This window comes from Pseudomonas sp. PA-1-3F (genome assembly GCF_021609665.1).
Taxonomy (GTDB): domain Bacteria; phylum Pseudomonadota; class Gammaproteobacteria; order Pseudomonadales; family Pseudomonadaceae; genus Aquipseudomonas; species Aquipseudomonas paracarnis.
Genome location: NZ_WJZD01000005.1, coordinates 51,508 through 69,526 on the forward strand (window position 1 = coordinate 51,508; position 18,019 = coordinate 69,526).

Genomic DNA, 18,019 nt, shown 5'->3' on the forward strand with positions numbered 1-18,019 from the left:
TGCGAAGCGCCCCCAATAAAAGCCGGAGACTGCTGCGCAGTCAGCGGGAGCAAGCTCCCTCGCCACAGCAAGCTCGCTCCTACAGAAAATCAAACGACGTTCTGTTCGGCCGACCAGTTGGCATACCACTGGCGGAACAGCGCGTACTGCTGCTCGGCATACCGGCGCTGGGCAGCGCTGAGCTCGTCGGTTTCGTTGAAATGCAGGGCGTAACCCTGGTCGCCGTTGAGCACCATCAAATGCTTGTAATACAGCACCAGATCGCAACCCTCGTCGAACGATGACAACACCGCCAGCGCAGCTTCCAGCTCGCGGGCCTGGCGACGCGCCTTGGCATCGCCCTTGGCGGCTTTTTTGCTCAGCGCCACCAGTTGCAGCACCTCGCGCGGCAGTGCATTGCCGATGCCGGTGATAGCGCCGGTGGCGTTGCAGTTGACGAAGCCGTGTACCACCTGGGTGTCGACGCCGACCATCAGGGTCACATCATCATCCTGGGAGGTGATGTTTTCGGCGGCGTAGCGCAGGTCGGCTGCGCCGCCGAACTCCTTGAAGCCGATCAGGTTCGGGTGTTCGCGGCGCAGTTCGAAGAACAGGTCGGCGCGGGTGGCGAAACCATAGTAGGGGCTGTTGTAGATCACCGCCGGCAGGTTGGGGGCGGCGTTGAGGATTGCTGCAAAGTGGGCCTTTTGCGCAGTGACCGAAGCCCCTCGGGACAGCACGCGGGGAATCACCATCAAACCATGGGCGCCGACTTTGGCGGCATGGGCTGCGTGGGATACGGCTTCACGGCTGTTCACCGCCCCCGTACCGACGATGGTCGGCACACCCGCAGCCACCAGGCGCGCCACGCCTTCCTGGCGCTGGGTCTCGGTGAGCAGCGGCCAGTCGCCCATGGAACCGCAATACACCACGGCACTCATGCCGATGTCGATCAGCTCGCGGCCCTTGGCCACCAGTGCGTCGAAGTCCGGTTGGCGCTCGGCGGTGCAAGGGGTCATCAGGGCGGGCATGCAGCCGGTGAAGATGTTGTCGCTCATGGTGCTAACTCCGGTTTCAGTTGAATGAATAATGGGCTCAGATGCCCCAGGCAAACGGGTCTTGTTCGTCGATCAGCAACGTGCTGTCGGCGGTCATGTAGGCGCGGCCGGTGATGAATGGGCGTACGCGTTCGCCGTCCCACTCATAGCGGCCCAGGAACTGGCTGCCGGTGATGCTGGCTTGTACCCAGGGTTCTCCGGCGGCCAGTTTTGCGTCGGCGGCCAGGCAGGCGAGCTTGGCGCTGGTGCCGGTGCCGCAGGGGGAGCGGTCATAGGCTTTGCCGGGGCACATTACGAAGTTGCGGCTGTCGGCGTGGGCGTCGTCGGCGAACAGTTCGATATGGTCGATCAGCGCACCGTCTGCGCCACGGATGCCTTGGGCTTCGAGGGCTTTGAGCATGGCCCAGGTGTAGTCGGTCAGGGCCTCCACGTTATCCATCTGCAACTCATGGCCGTGGTCCGACACCAGGAAGAACCAGTTGCCGCCCCAGGCGATGTCGCCCAGCACCACGCCATGCCCAGGGACTTCAACCGGCACCTGCTTGCGGTAGCGGTAAGCGGGCACATTGCGCAGGGTCACGCTGCCGTCTTCGTGCAAGGTGGCCGCGACCGGGCCGACCGGCGTGTCAAGGCTGTGCACGCCCGCTTGGATCAGCCCCAGGTGGTGCAGCGAGGCAACCAGGCCGATGGTGCCGTGGCCGCACATGCCGAGGTAGCCGGCGTTGTTGAAGAAGATCACCCCGCAGGTCGCCCCCGGCGTGACTGGCGCACAGTACAGCGCGCCTACCAGTACATCGTTGCCCCGTGGCTCCAGCAGGCAGGCGCGGCGCCATTGATCGTGGTGGGTGCGCAGGTGCTCCAGTTGCTCGGCGATCGAGGCACCGACCAGTTCGGGAAAGCCGCTCATGACCAGGCGTGTAGGTTCACCGCCGGTGTGTGAGTCAATCACATGCAGCCGTTTCATAAGGCGCTCCATCAGTGGGTAGTCGGGGATAGTGGGGCGCTGTAGTGCGCGTCGCTGACGGCTTCGCTTTCGTCCTCTTCCTGCTCCAGGCGTACCCAGTGGGCGGGTACGCCGGTGGCGGCGCCCCAGTAGTAAATGCCCAGGGCGCAGGCCGCCACCACCAGGGTGTCAAACGGGTGGCTGATCACCCCGATACCGCCAAAGCTGCCGAGTTTGGAGAGCAGGATGGTCACGGCGTAGAAGCCGATCAGCCAGGCCGAGGAGCGTACTTGTTGCTTGAGGTTCAGGTGCGCGGTCGGCACCCAGCGCGCGCACAGCAGGTACACCGCAAACATCAGAATTTGCAGGCCCAGCAGCCAGGACACGGTGTTCCAGCCCGACCAGTACACGATCAACGCAGCGATGATGAATGACAGCGGGCCCAGCACCGCCATGCCCTTGACCCGAAACGGGCGCGCCATGTCGGGTGCATTGCGGCGCAGGGCGGCGACTGTCACCGGGGCCACGGCATAACTGAGGATCAGGGCGGCGGACACTACGTTGATCAGCGCTTCCCAGGACGGGAACGGCAAGGTCCAGAACACCGACAGGCCAAAGGTCAGCCACAGCGCCGGGCGCGGGATGCCGGACTTCTCATCGATGCGCGTGAAGATCTTGAAAAAGGTGCCGGTCTGCGCCCATCCATACACCACGCGCGGGGTGGCGTTCATGTAGATGTTGCCGCAGCCGCTGGGGGAGATCACTGCATCGGCCACCACCAGGTAGGCCAGCCAGCCCACGCCCAGTGCCAGGGCGATATCGCGATAGGGCAGGGCCAGTTCCTTGCTGATGCCGGCCCAGCCATTGGCGAGCATTTCGGTAGGCACGCCGCCGAGGAACGCCGTTTGTAGCAGCACATAGATGGCCGTAGACAACAGTACCGAGAGGATCAGGGCGATGGGGATGGTGCGCTGTGGGTTTTTCACTTCGCTGGCCACCGAAATGATCGGCGTCAGGCCCAGGTAGGCAAAGATCACCCCGCCTGCCGACACGGCCATCTCGATGCCCGACAAGCCGAACGGTGCAAAGCCATGCACCTGGAAGTTCTCCGGCTTGAAGAAGGTAAACAGCACGCCGATCACCAGCAACGGCACGATGAACTTGAATACGCTCACCAGATTATTGGCGATGGCAAAGGTCTTCACGCTGCGGTAATTGAGCACAAAGAACAGGCACAGCAAGGCAAATTGCACCAGCCAGCCCAGGGTGGTGGGGTCGCTGGAGCCGGCCTTGGTCAGCTCTGGAAACCAGGCTGCCGCATATTGACGCGAGGCGACCACTTCAATCGCCACCAGGCTGGAAAACGCGATCAGCGTGATAAAGCCCATCAGGTAGCCCAGCAGCGGGCCATGGGAATACACCGGGTAGCGCACCACGCCGCCAGCGCGGGGCAGGGCGGCGCCCAGTTCGCAGTAGACAATGCCCAGCAACAGCACGGCGAAACCGCCCAGCAGCCAGGAAAAAATCCCCGCCGGGCCTGCGATGGCAGACACGTGACTGGCGGCGAACAACCAACCCGATCCGAAGATGGCTCCCAACCCGATAAAGGTGAGGTCCATCAATGACAGCTGTTTCTTGAACTTGCCTTGGCCTGACATAGCGGCGCCTTCTTGTGAGTTATTGGGTAGGCATGCAGTGGCGCTATCCTGAACCCATCAGTCAGGCTGACGATTGATGTTTTGCGCAGGGATGGATGACGAATTCAGCACAATTTGCCGCGCTCGACAGCGCTCGCCCCATGCCTCAATCTGCTGGCTGTCGACGAATAAAGGGGCTGAGAAAGTCATGTTGCAAAGCGCGTTCGCGAGCCTTTTCCAAGGCAGCCGACCCCACAGCATCGAGCAGCTATTAAGCGGAGTAGAGCAGTTGCTGCCGATGCTTGATGTACTGCCCAACGCCGCGATTTTCATCAAGGACATCGACGCTCGCTACGTGCTCGCCAACCGCACCCTGGTGCAACGCTGCGGCCTCAAGCACCTGCAACCGCTGCTGGGCAAGACCAGCGCCGAAGTGTTTCCCGCACAATTGGGCCCCGGCTATACCGAACAGGACCGTCGTGTGCTGAGGCAGGGCCTGGTGTTGGAAGATCAACTCGAATTGCACCTCTACGGCACCCGCGAACCCGGCTGGTGCCTGACCCACAAGTGGCCGCTGTACAACCAACTCGGCGCGATCATTGGCCTGGCCGGAATTTCGGTGGACTTGCAGTCTGCCAGCGAAACCCACCCGGCCTATCAGCGCCTGGCGGCGGTGGACGAACACATCCGCAGCCACTTCAACCGCCGCGTCACCCTGGGGGAATTGACCCGCATCGCCGGGATTTCCGTGGCGCAACTGGAGCGCTACTGCAAGCGCGTGTTTCACCTCACCCCCCGGCAAATGATCCAGAAAGTCCGGCTGGAACACGCCCGGCGGTTGTTGCATACCGAGCTGCCGATTACCGAGGTGGCGCTGCAATGCGGCTACACCGATCACAGCGCGTTTACCCGGCAGTTCAAATCTTCAACCGGGTTCACCCCGAGGCAGTACCGGCAAGCGACGCAAGGCGGCGGGCCAGATGAAAATCTAATGTGGGAGGGGGCTTGCCCCCGATAGCAGTGTGTCAGTCAGGCTATTTTTATCTGATCCACCGCCATCGGGGGCAAGCACCCTCCCACATTTGGATGAAGTCAAGTCGATGCAACGAATGCCGCCCACGCCCCTCATATGCTTACACCGACCCTTTTCACCACGACAGGTACCGAGCTTATGACCGCGGCGAACAACGATCATGTGAACTGGCTGGTGCAACATTCCATGCTCCACGCAGCGCGGCAGCGAGCCAAGCTCTATTCGGGGCAAGGCCGCCTGTGGCAGCAGCCTTATGCACAGACCCGGCCGCGTGACGCTTCGGCCTTGTCGTCGGTGTGGTTCACTGCCTACCCCGCGTCGATTGTCACCCGCGAAGGCGGCACCGTGCTGGAGGCGCTGGGGGACGAAACCCTGTGGCATACCCTGTCGAAGATCGGCATCCAGGGCATTCACAACGGCCCGCTGAAGAAGTCCGGTGGTTTGTCTGGCACCGAGCACACCCCGACCATCGACGGCAATTTCGACCGCATCAGCTTCGACATCGACCCGCAACTGGGCACCGAGGCACAATTGCAGGCCTTGACGCGCATGGCTGCCGCGCACAATGCGGTGATCATCGACGATGTGATCCCGTCGCACACCGGCAAGGGCGCGGACTTTCGCCTGGCTGAAATGGCCTATGAGGACTATCCCGGCCTGTACCACATGGTCGAAATCCGCGAGGAAGACTGGCCGTTGCTGCCCGACGTGGCTGCCGGACGCGATGCACAAAACCTCAGCCCCTCCCAGGTAGACGCACTGCGCGACAAGCACTACATCGTCGGCCAATTGCAGCGGGTGATTTTCTTCGAGCCCGGCGTCAAAGAAACCGACTGGAGCGCCACCCCGGTAGTGCTCGGCGTAGATGGCAAGCCGCGGCGCTGGGTGTACCTGCACTACTTCAAGGAAGGCCAGCCGTCGCTCAACTGGCTCGACCCTTCGTTTGCTGCGCAGCAGATGATCATCGGTGATGCGCTGCATGCCATTGATGTAATGGGCGCAAAGATCCTGCGCCTGGATGCCAACGGCTTTCTCGGTGTGGAGCGCAAGCTCGATGGCACGGCCTGGTCCGAAAGCCATCCGCTGTCGATCACCGGCAATCAGTTGCTCGGCGGAGCCATTCGCAAGGCGGGCGGGTTCAGTTTTCAGGAGCTCAACCTCACTGTGGATGACATCGCGTCCATGTCCCACGGCGGCGCTGATCTGTCTTATGACTTCATCACCCGGCCGGCCTACCAGCATGCATTGCTGATGGGCGACACCGAGTTCCTGCGCCTGATGCTGCGCCAGATGCACAGCCTCGGCATCGACCCTGGCTCGCTGATTCACGCGCTCCAGAACCACGATGAACTGACCCTGGAACTGGTGCACTTCTGGACGCTACACGCCCATGACAGCTTCCTGTTCCAGGGCCAGACCTTCCCCGGCAACATCCTGCGCGAGCATATCCGCGAGCAGATGTACGAACGCCTGACCGGCGAACATGCGCCGTATAACCTCAAGTTCGTCACCAACGGCGTGTCCTGCACCACCGCCAGTATCATCACCGCAGCCCTGGGTATTCGTGACCTGGAGGCGATCACCTCGGCGGATATCCAGCAGATACGCCAGATCCACTTGCTGCTGGTGATGTACAACGCCATGCAACCTGGGGTGTTTGCCTTGTCCGGCTGGGACCTGGTGGGCGCGCTGCCGTTGGGGGCCGAAGAGGTGGCGCATTTGATGGCCGATGGCGACACACGCTGGATTCACCGTGGCGCCTATGATCTGGTAGACCTGAACCCCGACGCCGAACTGTCAGCCGGGCAAATGCCGCGCTCGAAAAGCCTGTATGGCAGCCTGAACAGCCAACTGCAGGACCCGGAGTCCTTTGCCTCCCAACTGCAAAAAATCCTCGCCGTGCGCCGCGCCTACGACATCGCCGCCAGCCGCCAGATCCTGGTGCCGGACGTCGAGCACCCAGGCTTGCTGATCATGGTGCACGAACTACCGGCGGGTAAGGGCACGCAAATCACCGCGCTGAACTTTGGCGCCACGCCGATCACCGAAACCCTGCACCTGCCCAACATCGCACCGGGGCCGGTGGTGGATATCATCAATGAGCGGGTGGAAGGCGATTTGACCGAGGAGGGCGCGTTCACGATTACGCTGGACGCTTATGAAGGGTTGGCGTTGCGGGTGGTGAGCAGCACGCCGATGTAAAGGCGACGAAACGGTAACTGTGGCGAGGGAGCTTGCTCCCGTTGGACTGCGTAGCAGTCCCAGCCTCTTTGAACAAAAGAGCGGGGCGGCTTCGCGCCCCAACGGGAGCAAGCTCCCTCGCCACAGGTCAGTGTTTGTTGGTTAACAGCGCCGTGCCACGCGATCAGTGGTGCTTGTTCTTGTGCTTATGCTTGTTGCCTTTGTGCTTGCCGCCACCCGAACGATGACCGCTCTCGTCATCCGCCAGGTTGTTACCCAGCGCGCCACCGGCTGCGCCACCCACGCCGGCGCCGACGGTTGAACCGGTGGTGCCGCCCAGGCGATTGCCAATCAGCGAACCGCCTGCCGAGCCCAAACCTCCGCCAATCGCCGCTTCGGTCTTGTTGCCCTTCTGCGCACCCACTGCACTCCCGGCTGCGCCCCCCACGCCGGCGCCGATGGCCGCACCTGTCGAGCCACCAAGCTGCTGGCCGACCACGTTGCCCAATACACCGCCGACACCGCCTCCCAGCGCCGCCGTACCATCTCCAGCGGCCAGGGCCCCTTGGGAGATCAGAATGCCCAATGCCAGGGCCGGGAATGTCATTTTCATTTTTTTGTACCTCAAGGGCTGTCTCAGGCGCTCACGGGGTAAAGCACGCCTGGCATTTTGATTAGAGCACACGCCATAACACTTGGGCTTGGGTGATAGCCCCTTGCACAAGAAAATTTTTTCGGCCCTCTTGAATTCCTTTTGCGCGTCCATAAATTTTTCATCACGCGATGCCGAATCCGGGTCGCGTACTAAATCACTTGGAGAAACTCAGGAGATTTTAAAATGGCTACTACCCTGTCGTTGGCCCCACTGTTCCGTCAATCGGTGGGCTTTGATCGCTTCAATGACCTGTTCGAGTCGGCGCTGCGCAGCGAGGCTCCGAATTCCTATCCACCTCACAACGTGGAAAAGCACGGTGACGACGCGTACCGCATCGTCATCGCCGTCGCTGGCCTGACCGAGGAGGATCTGGATATCCAGGTCGAGAGGGGTGTATTGACGGTTTCCGGCGGAAAACGCGAAACCGACGATAAGGTCGCTTACCTGCACCAGGGCATTGCCCAACGTGCGTTCCGGTTGTCGTTCCGCTTGGCCGACCATATCGAAGTACGTGGCGCATCCCTGACCAACGGTTTGCTCAACATCGACCTGCTGCGTGAAGTGCCTGAAGAGGCCAAGCCAAAACGCATCATGATTGGTGGTGAGGCCAAACCCGAGCTGCGTCAGGTCAGCTTGCAGTAAAACAATCGGCGGTAAAAAGGCGCTCTACGGAGCGCCTTTTTTGTGCACGCCGCAAACGCAGGCCGGCTAAGCCTGGGTATTGGGTGCAAACAACTGCCTGGCCTCGGCAAAACACTTCTCTGCAATGACCGAGCGCGGTTCGGTCTTGCGCATCACCATGCCCAGGGGCGCAAGGACGCTGGCATCCGGCAGGTGGATAAACGCCAGGTTCTCGATGGGGCTTTCCAGGCCGCTGTCCAACGGCATGATCGCGCAACAGAAGCCTTCGTGGATGGCCTGGAAGAGTTGAAAGGTGGAGTCGCTTTCCAGAATCGGCTGGGGATCGAGACCGCGGCTGCGGAAACTCAAGTCGATGGATTTTCGGTAGTGCATGCCATTGCTGATCATCCCAAGGGGCAGTTCGGCGGCTTCTTCCCAGCTCATCTGTGTGCCTTCGAAGTGGAAGTGGCGGGTGTCGTACAGCAGGCCGACGCGGGTTTCGCCCAGCTCGAAAAACTCCAGGTAATTGGGGCTGACGTGGTCCAGGTAGCACACGCCCAGGTCCAGTTGGTTGGTGCCCAAGGCTTCGATGATTTTGTCCGAACTCATGGAGGTGAGGCTGAACTTGAGTTCCGGGAAGCTGTGGGACAAGCCCTGGATAAAGCTGATCGGGTTGAAGCCGCTCAGGGGCACCAGGCCCAGGCGGAGGTTACCGACCAACTGGCCGCGGCACGCAGCGGCTTCGGCGAACAGGCCGTCGTGGGCGGCGAGCAGGGTCCTGGCCCAGGCCAATACGCGTTCGCCGGCCTGGGTGAAACCTTCGAAGCGTTGGCCGCGGGTTACCAGCTCCAGGCCCAGTTCCTCCTCCAGGTTGCGCAGGCGCATCGACAGGGTGGGCTGGGTGATGTTGCAGCGCGCGGCGGCCTGGCCGAAGTGGCGGGTCTGCTCCAGCGCGATCAGGAATTTAAGCTGCTTGATGTCCATGAAGGCACCTGCCTGGAAATAAGTGAACGGTCATGATTGGCGCAAGTGCCTGAAACCCACGGGGTGGAGCCGATGATCGCATTGTAACGACCGGCACGTCCAAGTGACCTTGCCACCGTGCGGCTGCATTGTTCCATTTTTGAGATGGAGCGGCCCGTTTCAGCCACTACCTAACCCTGAACGCGATGATTAAGGTGGTTCCACTGTTTTTTGGATGGGCCAACGTCTACACCCAGGCCGTGCCGCACTATCAGCTTCTCATCGAGAGCTACATCAAGGCTCAGGAAGTGGCAAACAACCACGAAGTACTCGACTCACAGCGCAAGTAAATACGCTGGGGTCTTTTGCGGCGAGCCCATGTTGGGCGCTGCCTTTTTATCAGGAGTATGAAGATGTCTACACCTTACGTTCGTTTGGACAAAGACAACGCCGCTGTGCTGTTGGTCGACCATCAGGCCGGCTTACTGTCATTGGTCCGCGACATTGACCCGGACAAATTCAAGAACAACGTGCTGGCCCTGGCTGACCTGGCCAAGTACTTCAAGTTGCCGACGATCCTGACCACCAGTTTCGAAACCGGCCCCAATGGCCCGCTGGTGCCCGAGCTCAAGGCACTGTTCCCGGATGCGCCGTACATTGCGCGCCCAGGCCAGATCAATGCCTGGGACAACGAAGACTTCGTCAAGGCCATCAAGGCCACCGGCAAGAAGCAATTGATCATTGCCGGCGTCGTGACCGAAGTGTGCGTGGCGTTCCCGGCGCTGTCGGCCCTGGCCGAAGGCTTTGAAGTGTTTGTGGTCACCGACGCCTCCGGCACTTTCAACGAACTGACCCAGCAGTCCGCCTGGGCCCGCATGTCTGCCAACGGCGCGCAACTGATGACCTGGTTTGGCCTGGCCTGTGAGCTGCACCGCGACTGGCGCAACGACATTGAGGGCTTGGGGACGTTGTTCTCCAACCACATTCCGGACTACCGCAACCTGTTCACCAGCTACAACGCGTTGACTGAAGGCAAGTAAGCCTGACGCGAGGCTGCCGCTAGCCCTGAGGGGGACGGTAGAGCGCCTATTTCACTGACACCCCTAGGTCCACATGTGGGAGCTGGCTTGCCTGCGATGGCGGCATTGCGCCTGGCACCTATTTATCTGACACCGCGCGATCCAACTGTGGGTGTCAGGTAAATAGGCGTTGGCTGTCGGGCCGTCATCGCAGGCAAGCCAGCTCCCACAGTTGGATCGGCGTCGACCGTCGCGGGAGCAAGATCAGTACCGCTAGAGGGATGACAGCACTTTAGTCGTAATTTGTTACTAACCAATGCCCTAAAAATACAACGCTGTGGCGGCAAAGCGGGACAAAACACCCTCTCGCCATTCAATTTTCATAAAAATGTAACAACCCTGCTTCACAGTTCGGGAGCCCGTCACCACAACGAGTTCCTTTTAATGAAAAGCTTGATGAAGTCCGCAGCACTCGCCGTCACGGTATCCCTGTGTGCCTCCTCCTTGACCTTCGCCGCCGAAAACGTGCGCCTCACCGGCTCCGGCGCCAGCTTCCCTGCACCGATCTACCTCACCTGGTTCAAGGATTTCAGCAAGAAGACCGCTGGCGTCACCGTGGATTACCAGTCCAAGGGCAGCGGCGCAGGTGTGCAGGACTTCCTGAATAAAACCGTCGACTTCGCCGCCAGTGACTCGGCCATGAAAGACGAAGACATCGCCAAGGTCGCCGAGGGCGTGCAATTGCTGCCAATGACCGCCGGTGAAATCGTGCTGGCCTATAACCTGCCGGGCAATCCCAAGGGCCTCAAGCTGCCACGTGATGTTTACTCCAATATCTTCCTGGGCAAGATCACCAAGTGGAACGACCCACAGATCGTCGCCGCCAACCCGGACCTGAAGCTTGGCGACACGCCGATCACCGTGGTGGTGCGCGCAGACTCCAGCGGCACCACGGCGGTATTTACCAAGCACCTGGCGACCATCAACCCTGAATTCAAAACGGCACTGGGGGAGGGCAACACCGTCAACTGGCCGGCCAGCGACAAATTCATCAAGTCGCCCAAGAACGATGGTGTGACCGCCACCGTACGCCAGACCCCAGGCGCGATTGGCTACATCGAGTACGGTTTCGCCAAACTGGCCAAGGTTGACTTCGCCCAGTTGCAGAACAAGGCCGGCCAGTACGTGGTGCCAAACGCCGAAAGCGGCGCCGAGGCCCTGGCCGCAGTGAATATGCCGGAAAGCCTGGTGGCCTGGCTGCCGGACCCGGACGGTGCCAAGTCTTACCCGATCACCTCTTACACCTGGATGATCTTCCGCAAGGACAACGGCAACCCTGCCAAGGCCAAGGCCATGCGCGAAATGGTTGAGTACAGCCTGACCGAGGGGCAGAAAATCGCCGACTCCATGGGCTACATCCCGCTGCCGCCATCGGTGGTGGAGCAGGTTCGCAAAGCCTCCGCCAACATTCAGTAACACCCGTGAGGCCGCTCTCGGTGTGGGCTGTTTGCCGCGCCGGGGGCGTTTCCCCCCCTGTTCCGGAATTAGCCAATGAACAAACCTTTCGTCGTACCGGTTAACCGGGATTCTGCCTGCCAACCTCCCTCGGCCAAAGACTTTCTGGTCGATCGCACCTTCCGTGGGCTCGCGCGAATCGGGGTGGTACTGATTCTGGCGTTGGTCGCAGCCTTGGTATTCGAGGTGGGACGCAAGGCCTTGCCGGGCATGGAAAAGCACGGGTTCGATGTGCTTTTTGGCAGCGTCTGGGACGTTAACCAGGGCAAGTACGGGATCTTGCCGGCCATTTGGGGCACGCTCTACAGCGCTTTCATCGCGCTGCTGATTGCAGGCTTTTTCGGTGTCAGCATGGCGATTTTCCTGACTCAGGATTTTCTGCCGGCCAAGCTGGCCGCTGTGTTTCGCACCATCGTTGAGCTGCTCGCGGCTATCCCCAGCGTGGTGTACGGCCTGTGGGGCATCTACGTGGTGATCCCGGCCATTCGGCCACTGACCACCTGGTTGAACAGCGAACTGGGTTGGATACCGTTTTTCGGCACGTCCCTGAGCGGGCCGGGGTTGCTGCCGGCGGCGCTGGTGTTGGCCATCATGATTCTGCCGACGATTGCCGCCGTATCCCAGGACGCGCTCACCAGCGTGCCGATGAAGACCAAGCAGGCCGCCTACGGCATGGGCACCACCCATTGGGAGGCGATTCTCAAGGTGATGGTGCCATCCGCCGCCACCGGTATTTTCGGCTCCCTGGTACTCGGCCTCGGCCGTGCGCTGGGCGAAACCATGGCGCTGGCGATGCTGGTGGGCAACGCCAACAACATTTCACTCTCGCTGTTCGCGCCGGCCAATACGTTGGCAGCCTTGTTGGCGCTGAACTTCCCCGAAGCCGGGCCCAACGAGGTGGAGGTATTGATGTACGCCGCTCTCGTCTTGATGTTCATCACGCTGCTGGTGAATGTCATCGGTTCCATGATCATGCTCTACGCCCAACGGGGTAACCGATGATGACGAATCTCACATCCCCTATCACCGCTGTGCCGAGCCTGCAGCGCAAGTTCGAAGGCCGCGCCTTGCGCAGTCTGGTGTTGACCACATTGGTATGGTTTGGCGCGCTGCTGGCCAGTGTGCCGCTGATTTCCGTGCTCTACATGCTGATCACCCGTGGCGGCGCACGCCTGAGCCTGGAGGTGTTCACCGAACTGCCGCCCACCGGCTTCGAAACAGGCGGCGGTTTCGGCAACGCCATGGCCGGCACCTTTGTGATGGTCGGTATCGCTGCGGCGATTGCGGTGCCGGTCGGCATCATGGCCGCGATCTTCCTGGCCGAACTGGGGCCGGACAGCAAATTGGCCAACGCTGCACGCTTTGCCGCCAAGATGCTCACTGGCTTGCCTTCGATCCTGGCCGGCGTGTTTGCCTATGCCTTGGTGGTGATGACCACTGGCACCTACTCGGCACCGGCCGGTGGCGTGGCCCTGGCGGTACTGATGCTGCCCATCGTGGTGCTGACGGCTGAAGAGTCGATGCGCATGGTGCCCAAGATCATGAAGGACGCCGCCTATGGCATGGGCTGCACCCGCTCCCAAGTGATCTGGAAGATCATCTTGCCGACCGGCCTGCCAGCGATCCTCACCGGCGTAATGCTTGCAGTGGCACGTGCCGCAGGCGAAACCGCGCCGTTGTTGTTCACCGCGCTGTTCAGCAACTACTGGATCTACCACGACGGCGACTTGGCGGTGATGAACCCCACGGCCTCCCTTGCAGTGTTGATCTACAACTTTTCCGGCATGCCCTTCGACAACCAGCTGGAGCTCGCCTGGGCGGCCTCGTTGGTGTTGGTGATGATCGTGCTGGTCGTGAATATTGTGAGCCGTATCTTCGGCAAGCCTAAGTATTAAGAACGGGAGCATCTGAATCTTGAACGTCTCAACTGCGCAAATAGCCGCTCCGTTTGTTACCCAATCGCCTGTGGTCATGGACTGCAAGCTGGACAGGATTTTCTACGGCAACTTCATGGCAGTGCGTGACAGCCATGTGCCGATCGAGAAAAACAAGATCACCGGTTTCATCGGCCCGTCCGGCTGCGGCAAAAGTACGGTACTGCGCAGCCTCAACCGCATGAACGACCTGGTGAAGGGCTTCCGTTTCGAAGGCCACGTGCATTTCCTGGGGCAGGACGTGTATGGCAAGGGTGTAGACCCGGTGGTGGTGCGCCGTTACATCGGCATGGTGTTCCAGCAGCCGAACCCGTTTTCCATGAGCATCTTCGACAACGTCGCCTTCGGCCTGCGCTTGAACCGCTACAAAGGCGACCTGGGCGACCGCGTCAAGCACGCCCTGCAAGGCGCTGCGCTGTGGGATGAAGTCAAGGACAAGCTCAAGGTCAGCGGCCTGTCGCTTTCCGGTGGCCAGCAGCAACGGCTGTGTATTGCCCGTGCGATTGCCACCGAGCCGGAAGTGCTGTTGCTCGATGAGCCTTGCTCGGCACTCGACCCGATTGCGACTCGCCGGGTAGAGGAACTGATGGTGGAACTGAAGAAGGATTACACCATCGCCCTGGTCACCCACAACATGCAGCAGGCGATCCGCGTGGCGGACACCACGGCGTTTTTCTCGGTGGATATTTCCCAGGGCACGCGTACCGGCTACCTGGTGGAAATGGGCCCGACCGCGCAGATTTTTGGCAGCCCGCGTGAACAGATGACCGAGGATTACATCAGCGGCAAGTTCAGCTGAGTAACTCCATCTCCGATAGAAACCGCACGTGCGCCACCGTCAGCCCAGGAATGCCAATGTCTGCAACGCATCGTCTTGATTTGTCAGCGATTGAACGCGCGCTCCGCAAAGTGCAGAGCCGCTTTGCCCAGCTCAGCACGCAATTTACCGAGCCGCGCGACCCCTTGACCGACGAAGTGCTGCACAACGTGCTTGAAGGCTATGCGCTGGTTGACGACTATGTCGCACGGGGCGTTGACCTGTTTGACCTTCATCATCTGGACTTGATGCTGGAGATCAACGCCACGGTGCTCTGCGGTAGTGACCCGGCGCGCCGCGTGGAATACGCGCAGCACCTGGCCGCCACCGAGGAGCACTTCTTCAACAACGTTGAAGGCGGTATCAAGGACTTGTTCAATTGGTATTGCGCGTACCGCAGTGAATCGGTGTGGAAGCGTGCGGCCGGTGTGTATGTGCGCATCCTCAGCAAGCCGCAGTTGTTCATCGAAGGCAACAACCGCAGTGGTTCGCTGATCGTCAGTTATCTGCTGATGCGGGCCGGGTTGCCACCGTTCGTGCTGACGCTGGAAAATGCCGAGGGCTACTTCAATCCTTCCTCGGTAATCCGCAACTCGGCCAAACATGGGGTCAAGGCGTTGTATGAATTGCCCAAAATCAAGAAAAAGTACGCCGCCTTCCTGGAGGAACAGGCCCCGGATCCCAAGGCGTTTTTCTTGAGCGACGCACCACAGCCTATTTATCAGGGAGGCCATTAATGCGCTGGTATCCAACACTCGCCAGCCGAGCCGTGCAAGCCGTCCAGCAAGCGGTCCTCACGCGTGCCGCCAAGCGCCCGCGCGTACGCATCTCCTTTGATATCGACGACACGCTGGCTTGCCAACTTGACCACGCTGATGTCGAGAGCAGTTGGCTGCCGGCCTGCGCTCATCGTTGGTGGGGAGAACCGCTGCGTATCGGCACCCGGTCGTTGACACGGGAGCTGCGGCGCCAGGGTTGCAGTATCTGGGTTTACACCTCATCTGGCAGGGCGCCTTCCTACATCAGGCGTTGGCTGATGCTGTACGGCATCCGTGTCGACGGCGTAGTAAATAGCGAGCGGCATAACCACGCCCTCACGGTGCATGGGCTGTCGAACACCCCCTCGAAATTTCCGCCGGCCTTCGATATTGATTTGCACGTGGATGATTCCGAGGGCGTGCGCATTGAAGGTAACGACCACGGCTTTCGCGTGGTTGTGGTTGACCCGCAGGATGAGCACTGGGCGCAAAGAGTGCTTGAAGCGGTCGCGGGCGTGCAGGCGCAACTGGCCCGACAGCAATTGCCCAGGTTCAAGCAGCCTGTATGCCAAGGTGCTGAGGTTTATTCTTCCTGAGGTTCAGAGAAACCTGAACTGCTCGAGCCCTTATTGCAGTTCACAACTTGCTATAAGGGCTTAATTGTCTTTGACTCATTAGTCACGAACAACACGGAACTTCTCTTCTTGTTCGACAAACAGCGCTTATGGCGCTTTTGTCGTCTATATCCCTAAGTACATACCCTTGCTATCCGATAGTCGGTCATTTTAAGGCGGCACTTCTAGGCTAGTGTTGACGAGCTTCCTTAATGGTCAACCTCGATATTAAGCAACGAAGCAGCCTGAACAGAATGCACAACAACAACTTCAATGCATATTGTTTAGCCCGACGCATCAGGTACTACCGTTGACTTTCGGTGTTGATCGCTGGGCTCAAGGAGTACTGACATGGCTATATTCGATTACAAGGGGCAAGACGCCCGCGTCCTGATTTCAGATGCCTGGACCCTCGCCACTTACACCAGCGGTGTTGCCACCGTAGGCGCGCTCTACAACATTCCGGGGCTTGTGCTCGGCGAGGGCAACACCTTCGCGCTGCCCAAGGGCTGGCGTGAGATCGGCGCGAGCGAACTGCAGGTTGATAGCAGTCACACCGACATCACTGGAAGTTTTACCGGCGACGGCGTCTTTGGTTCTCAAGCCAGGGTGTTTGGTCAATACGATGACAGCGGCCAATTAGTCAAAATGGGTTTTTCCATTGCCGGCACTAACTCGCCAATTGATCTGCTGGGTTGGCCGGCGATGATCGATAACTCTTATATCAACGGCTACGACTACCTGCTCAACTCAATCAAGGATTACGCCACCGGCCATAACCTGAGCGGCAAGGATGTTCTGGTCACCGGCTATAGCCAGGGTGGCTCCGTTACCAACAGCATGTATATCGGCAAGGACACTTTGGCCGACGGTTTTTTCAAGGATTCGGACTACTTTGGCATGGAGTCGCCCAAGTCCAGCAACAGCGACGGCATCTTCAACTTCGGATTCGAAAACGATGTGGTCCACCGTCTCACGGGTCAAGAGACCAACGTGGGCAGCGCCATTATCGATGCGCTTCAAGGCAGTGATGCCAGTTACACCTCGACGACTGACAACATCGTGCTGTTCGACACAATCTACGCGCTGCCAACCTGGCCCAATGGTCCGTTCTCGATTGCCAACCTGTCAGGATGGGCCGCGCACCTGGAAGGCATTTTCATCAACCCTATCCAGCGTATCGCCCAATCGACCTTCTACGATTACATCGAGCGCGACAGCACCATCATCATCAGCAACCTCGACGCCATCAGCCGCAGCTTTACCTGGGTCAGCGACAAACAGACCGCCACGTCCAACCACTACGGCACACCAGCTTTCCTGCTGGGCACCGACAGTTCGGACAAGCTGCAGGACGGCCGCAGCGATGACTTCCTCGACGGGTTCAAGGGTGACGACAGTTTCCGGGTAAGTACCGGTACCGATATCGTCGCCGGCGGTGAAGGCAACGATAAAGTCTTCCTCAAAGGCACCGCATCTTCCTACGAAGCGGTGAAACTCAGCGATGGCACGTTGTTTCTGAACGACAGCAGCGGCCAATATGGCCTGAAGGAATTGCACGGCGTAGAGCATGTAGAGTTCGAAACTGGTCTGGCCAACAGCCTCGGTCAATTGCCTCTTTTCGGTGGCTTCTTCAGCGGTATTGGCGAGGCGTTGACGCCGTCCTACACGGTGACCAGTGGCAAGCTGGACTTTGATGGCCTGTTCGGCGCCGATAAAGCGTATGCCAAATCCATCGAAGGTAGCCAGCTGGCCGACACCCTCAAAGGCACCGCCACTCGCGACCTGATATTCGGCCAGAACGGCAATGACCGGCTCGACGGTGGCGCCGGCAATGATCTGCTGCACGGCGGCGACGGCAACGACACGCTACTGGGTGGCACCGGTAACGATTCGTTGTATGGCGCCAACGGTAATGACGTCTTGATCGGCGGGCTAGGCAATGACCAACTCAGCGGTGGCGTAGGCAGCGACCTGTTTGTTTTCGACCAACGCGGGTTCGGCCACGACGTGATCAGTGACTTCAACATTCATCAGAATGGGAAAGACCTGCTGGTGTTCGCCAAGTCGCTGTTTGCCAGCGCCGATGCTGTGCTCGGTGCGACTACCCAGCACGGCAGTGACAGCGTGATTCTGGCGGGGGACAGCAGTGTCACCCTGGTGGGGTTCAATGCGGCGCAGTTGAGTGCAGAGATGATCAGCGTGGTTTGATGCCGGATCGGTAAAGCCGGTGATAAAACCTCACAGGATCGTTGATGCTGTGGGGTTTTTTCTTGCTTATCGCTTTATAGC

Annotated in this window: 16 protein-coding genes and 1 pseudogene; 12 read left to right on the plus strand and 5 right to left on the minus strand. The window is 59.9% G+C overall.

Annotated elements, in window-relative coordinates; translation table 11 throughout:
- Window positions 1–89: 89 nt before the first annotated feature.
- Genes GIV26_RS04785 through GIV26_RS04795 form a run of 3 tightly spaced genes read right to left on the minus strand, consistent with a single transcriptional unit; the run spans window position 90 to window position 3,638 of the window.
- Complete coding sequence (locus GIV26_RS04785) at window positions 90–1,037, minus strand: dihydrodipicolinate synthase family protein (protein ID WP_236279582.1); 948 nt, start codon at window positions 1,035–1,037, stop codon at window positions 90–92.
- Between the two features lie 37 nt (window positions 1,038–1,074).
- The gene (locus GIV26_RS04790; protein ID WP_127881573.1) at window positions 1,075–2,001 is read right to left on the minus strand and encodes a 4-hydroxyproline epimerase; all 927 of its coding nucleotides are present in this window, start codon (window positions 1,999–2,001) and stop codon (window positions 1,075–1,077) included.
- Window positions 2,002–2,012: 11 nt separating this feature from the next.
- Window positions 2,013–3,638 (minus strand): APC family permease, encoded by a 1,626-nt coding sequence (locus tag GIV26_RS04795; RefSeq protein WP_060765130.1) that lies wholly within the window; start codon window positions 3,636–3,638, stop codon window positions 2,013–2,015.
- Window positions 3,639–3,825: 187 nt separating this feature from the next.
- Between GIV26_RS04795 and GIV26_RS04800 the strand changes: the two genes are divergently transcribed.
- Both GIV26_RS04800 and treS read left to right on the plus strand, forming a co-directional pair.
- Window positions 3,826–4,635, plus strand: a complete 810-nt coding sequence (locus tag GIV26_RS04800) for an AraC family transcriptional regulator (RefSeq protein WP_127881571.1) — start codon at window positions 3,826–3,828, stop codon at window positions 4,633–4,635.
- Between the two features lie 153 nt (window positions 4,636–4,788).
- Window positions 4,789–6,852, plus strand: coding sequence for a maltose alpha-D-glucosyltransferase (gene treS, locus GIV26_RS04805; RefSeq protein ID WP_186527363.1), 2,064 nt, complete (start codon window positions 4,789–4,791; stop codon window positions 6,850–6,852).
- A gap of 163 nt (window positions 6,853–7,015) precedes the next feature.
- Here treS and GIV26_RS04810 read toward each other — a convergent pair whose 3' ends face one another.
- Entirely contained in the window at window positions 7,016–7,444 is a 429-nt protein-coding gene (locus GIV26_RS04810; protein ID WP_236279583.1) for a glycine zipper domain-containing protein, read from the minus strand.
- Between the two features lie 225 nt (window positions 7,445–7,669).
- Between GIV26_RS04810 and GIV26_RS04815 the strand changes: the two genes are divergently transcribed.
- A complete protein-coding gene (locus GIV26_RS04815; RefSeq protein ID WP_003191546.1) occupies window positions 7,670–8,128 on the plus strand; it encodes an Hsp20 family protein in 459 nt (152 codons plus the stop codon).
- Between the two features lie 66 nt (window positions 8,129–8,194).
- Here GIV26_RS04815 and GIV26_RS04820 read toward each other — a convergent pair whose 3' ends face one another.
- Window positions 8,195–9,091: a LysR family transcriptional regulator gene (locus GIV26_RS04820; RefSeq protein ID WP_096144607.1), complete on the minus strand. Its 897-nt coding sequence runs from the start codon at window positions 9,089–9,091 to the stop codon at window positions 8,195–8,197.
- Between the two features lie 236 nt (window positions 9,092–9,327).
- On the opposite strand from GIV26_RS04820, the pseudogene GIV26_RS04825 reads away from it, so the two are divergent.
- The 9 genes and pseudogenes from GIV26_RS04825 to GIV26_RS04865 all read left to right on the plus strand — a co-directional run.
- A pseudogene (locus GIV26_RS04825) lies at window positions 9,328–9,420 on the plus strand (hydrolase); the annotation flags it as partial.
- Window positions 9,421–9,483: 63 nt separating this feature from the next.
- Complete coding sequence (gene ycaC / locus GIV26_RS04830; protein ID WP_003191542.1) at window positions 9,484–10,110, plus strand: isochorismate family cysteine hydrolase YcaC; 627 nt, start codon at window positions 9,484–9,486, stop codon at window positions 10,108–10,110.
- Between the two features lie 423 nt (window positions 10,111–10,533).
- Window positions 10,534–11,565, plus strand: coding sequence for a phosphate ABC transporter substrate-binding protein PstS (pstS, locus tag GIV26_RS04835; protein ID WP_054898128.1), 1,032 nt, complete (start codon window positions 10,534–10,536; stop codon window positions 11,563–11,565).
- 75 nt (window positions 11,566–11,640) lie between these two features.
- A complete protein-coding gene (gene pstC / locus GIV26_RS04840; RefSeq protein WP_003191517.1) occupies window positions 11,641–12,606 on the plus strand; it encodes a phosphate ABC transporter permease subunit PstC in 966 nt (321 codons plus the stop codon).
- Window positions 12,606–13,499, plus strand: coding sequence for a phosphate ABC transporter permease PstA (gene pstA, locus GIV26_RS04845; protein WP_014718563.1), 894 nt, complete (start codon window positions 12,606–12,608; stop codon window positions 13,497–13,499). Before pstC ends, pstA begins: the two co-directional genes overlap by 1 nt.
- A gap of 76 nt (window positions 13,500–13,575) precedes the next feature.
- The gene (gene pstB / locus GIV26_RS04850; protein ID WP_019817112.1) at window positions 13,576–14,337 is read left to right on the plus strand and encodes a phosphate ABC transporter ATP-binding protein PstB; all 762 of its coding nucleotides are present in this window, start codon (window positions 13,576–13,578) and stop codon (window positions 14,335–14,337) included.
- Between the two features lie 56 nt (window positions 14,338–14,393).
- Complete coding sequence (locus GIV26_RS04855; RefSeq protein ID WP_034127520.1) at window positions 14,394–15,092, plus strand: hypothetical protein; 699 nt, start codon at window positions 14,394–14,396, stop codon at window positions 15,090–15,092.
- The gene (locus GIV26_RS04860; RefSeq protein ID WP_056783349.1) at window positions 15,092–15,709 is read left to right on the plus strand and encodes a hypothetical protein; all 618 of its coding nucleotides are present in this window, start codon (window positions 15,092–15,094) and stop codon (window positions 15,707–15,709) included. Before GIV26_RS04855 ends, GIV26_RS04860 begins: the two co-directional genes overlap by 1 nt.
- A gap of 369 nt (window positions 15,710–16,078) precedes the next feature.
- Window positions 16,079–17,938: a calcium-binding protein gene (locus tag GIV26_RS04865; protein ID WP_236279584.1), complete on the plus strand. Its 1,860-nt coding sequence runs from the start codon at window positions 16,079–16,081 to the stop codon at window positions 17,936–17,938.
- Window positions 17,939–18,019: the final 81 nt, after the last annotated feature.

Coding starts and splice junctions, on each gene's coding strand:
- GIV26_RS04860 (WP_056783349.1), top strand. CDS start 15,092: ATGCGCTGGTATCCAACACTCGCCAGCCGAGCCGTGCAAGCCGTCCAG.
- GIV26_RS04800 (WP_127881571.1), top strand. CDS start 3,826: ATGTTGCAAAGCGCGTTCGCGAGCCTTTTCCAAGGCAGCCGACCCCAC.
- ycaC (WP_003191542.1), top strand. CDS start 9,484: ATGTCTACACCTTACGTTCGTTTGGACAAAGACAACGCCGCTGTGCTG.
- pstC (WP_003191517.1), top strand. CDS start 11,641: ATGAACAAACCTTTCGTCGTACCGGTTAACCGGGATTCTGCCTGCCAA.
- GIV26_RS04855 (WP_034127520.1), top strand. CDS start 14,394: ATGTCTGCAACGCATCGTCTTGATTTGTCAGCGATTGAACGCGCGCTC.
- GIV26_RS04790 (WP_127881573.1), bottom strand. CDS start 2,001: ATGAAACGGCTGCATGTGATTGACTCACACACCGGCGGTGAACCTACA.
- GIV26_RS04795 (WP_060765130.1), bottom strand. CDS start 3,638: ATGTCAGGCCAAGGCAAGTTCAAGAAACAGCTGTCATTGATGGACCTC.
- treS (WP_186527363.1), top strand. CDS start 4,789: ATGACCGCGGCGAACAACGATCATGTGAACTGGCTGGTGCAACATTCC.
- pstB (WP_019817112.1), top strand. CDS start 13,576: ATGGACTGCAAGCTGGACAGGATTTTCTACGGCAACTTCATGGCAGTG.
- GIV26_RS04820 (WP_096144607.1), bottom strand. CDS start 9,091: ATGGACATCAAGCAGCTTAAATTCCTGATCGCGCTGGAGCAGACCCGC.
- GIV26_RS04810 (WP_236279583.1), bottom strand. CDS start 7,444: ATGAAAATGACATTCCCGGCCCTGGCATTGGGCATTCTGATCTCCCAA.
- GIV26_RS04785 (WP_236279582.1), bottom strand. CDS start 1,037: ATGAGCGACAACATCTTCACCGGCTGCATGCCCGCCCTGATGACCCCT.
- pstS (WP_054898128.1), top strand. CDS start 10,534: ATGAAAAGCTTGATGAAGTCCGCAGCACTCGCCGTCACGGTATCCCTG.
- GIV26_RS04815 (WP_003191546.1), top strand. CDS start 7,670: ATGGCTACTACCCTGTCGTTGGCCCCACTGTTCCGTCAATCGGTGGGC.
- pstA (WP_014718563.1), top strand. CDS start 12,606: ATGACGAATCTCACATCCCCTATCACCGCTGTGCCGAGCCTGCAGCGC.
- GIV26_RS04865 (WP_236279584.1), top strand. CDS start 16,079: ATGGCTATATTCGATTACAAGGGGCAAGACGCCCGCGTCCTGATTTCA.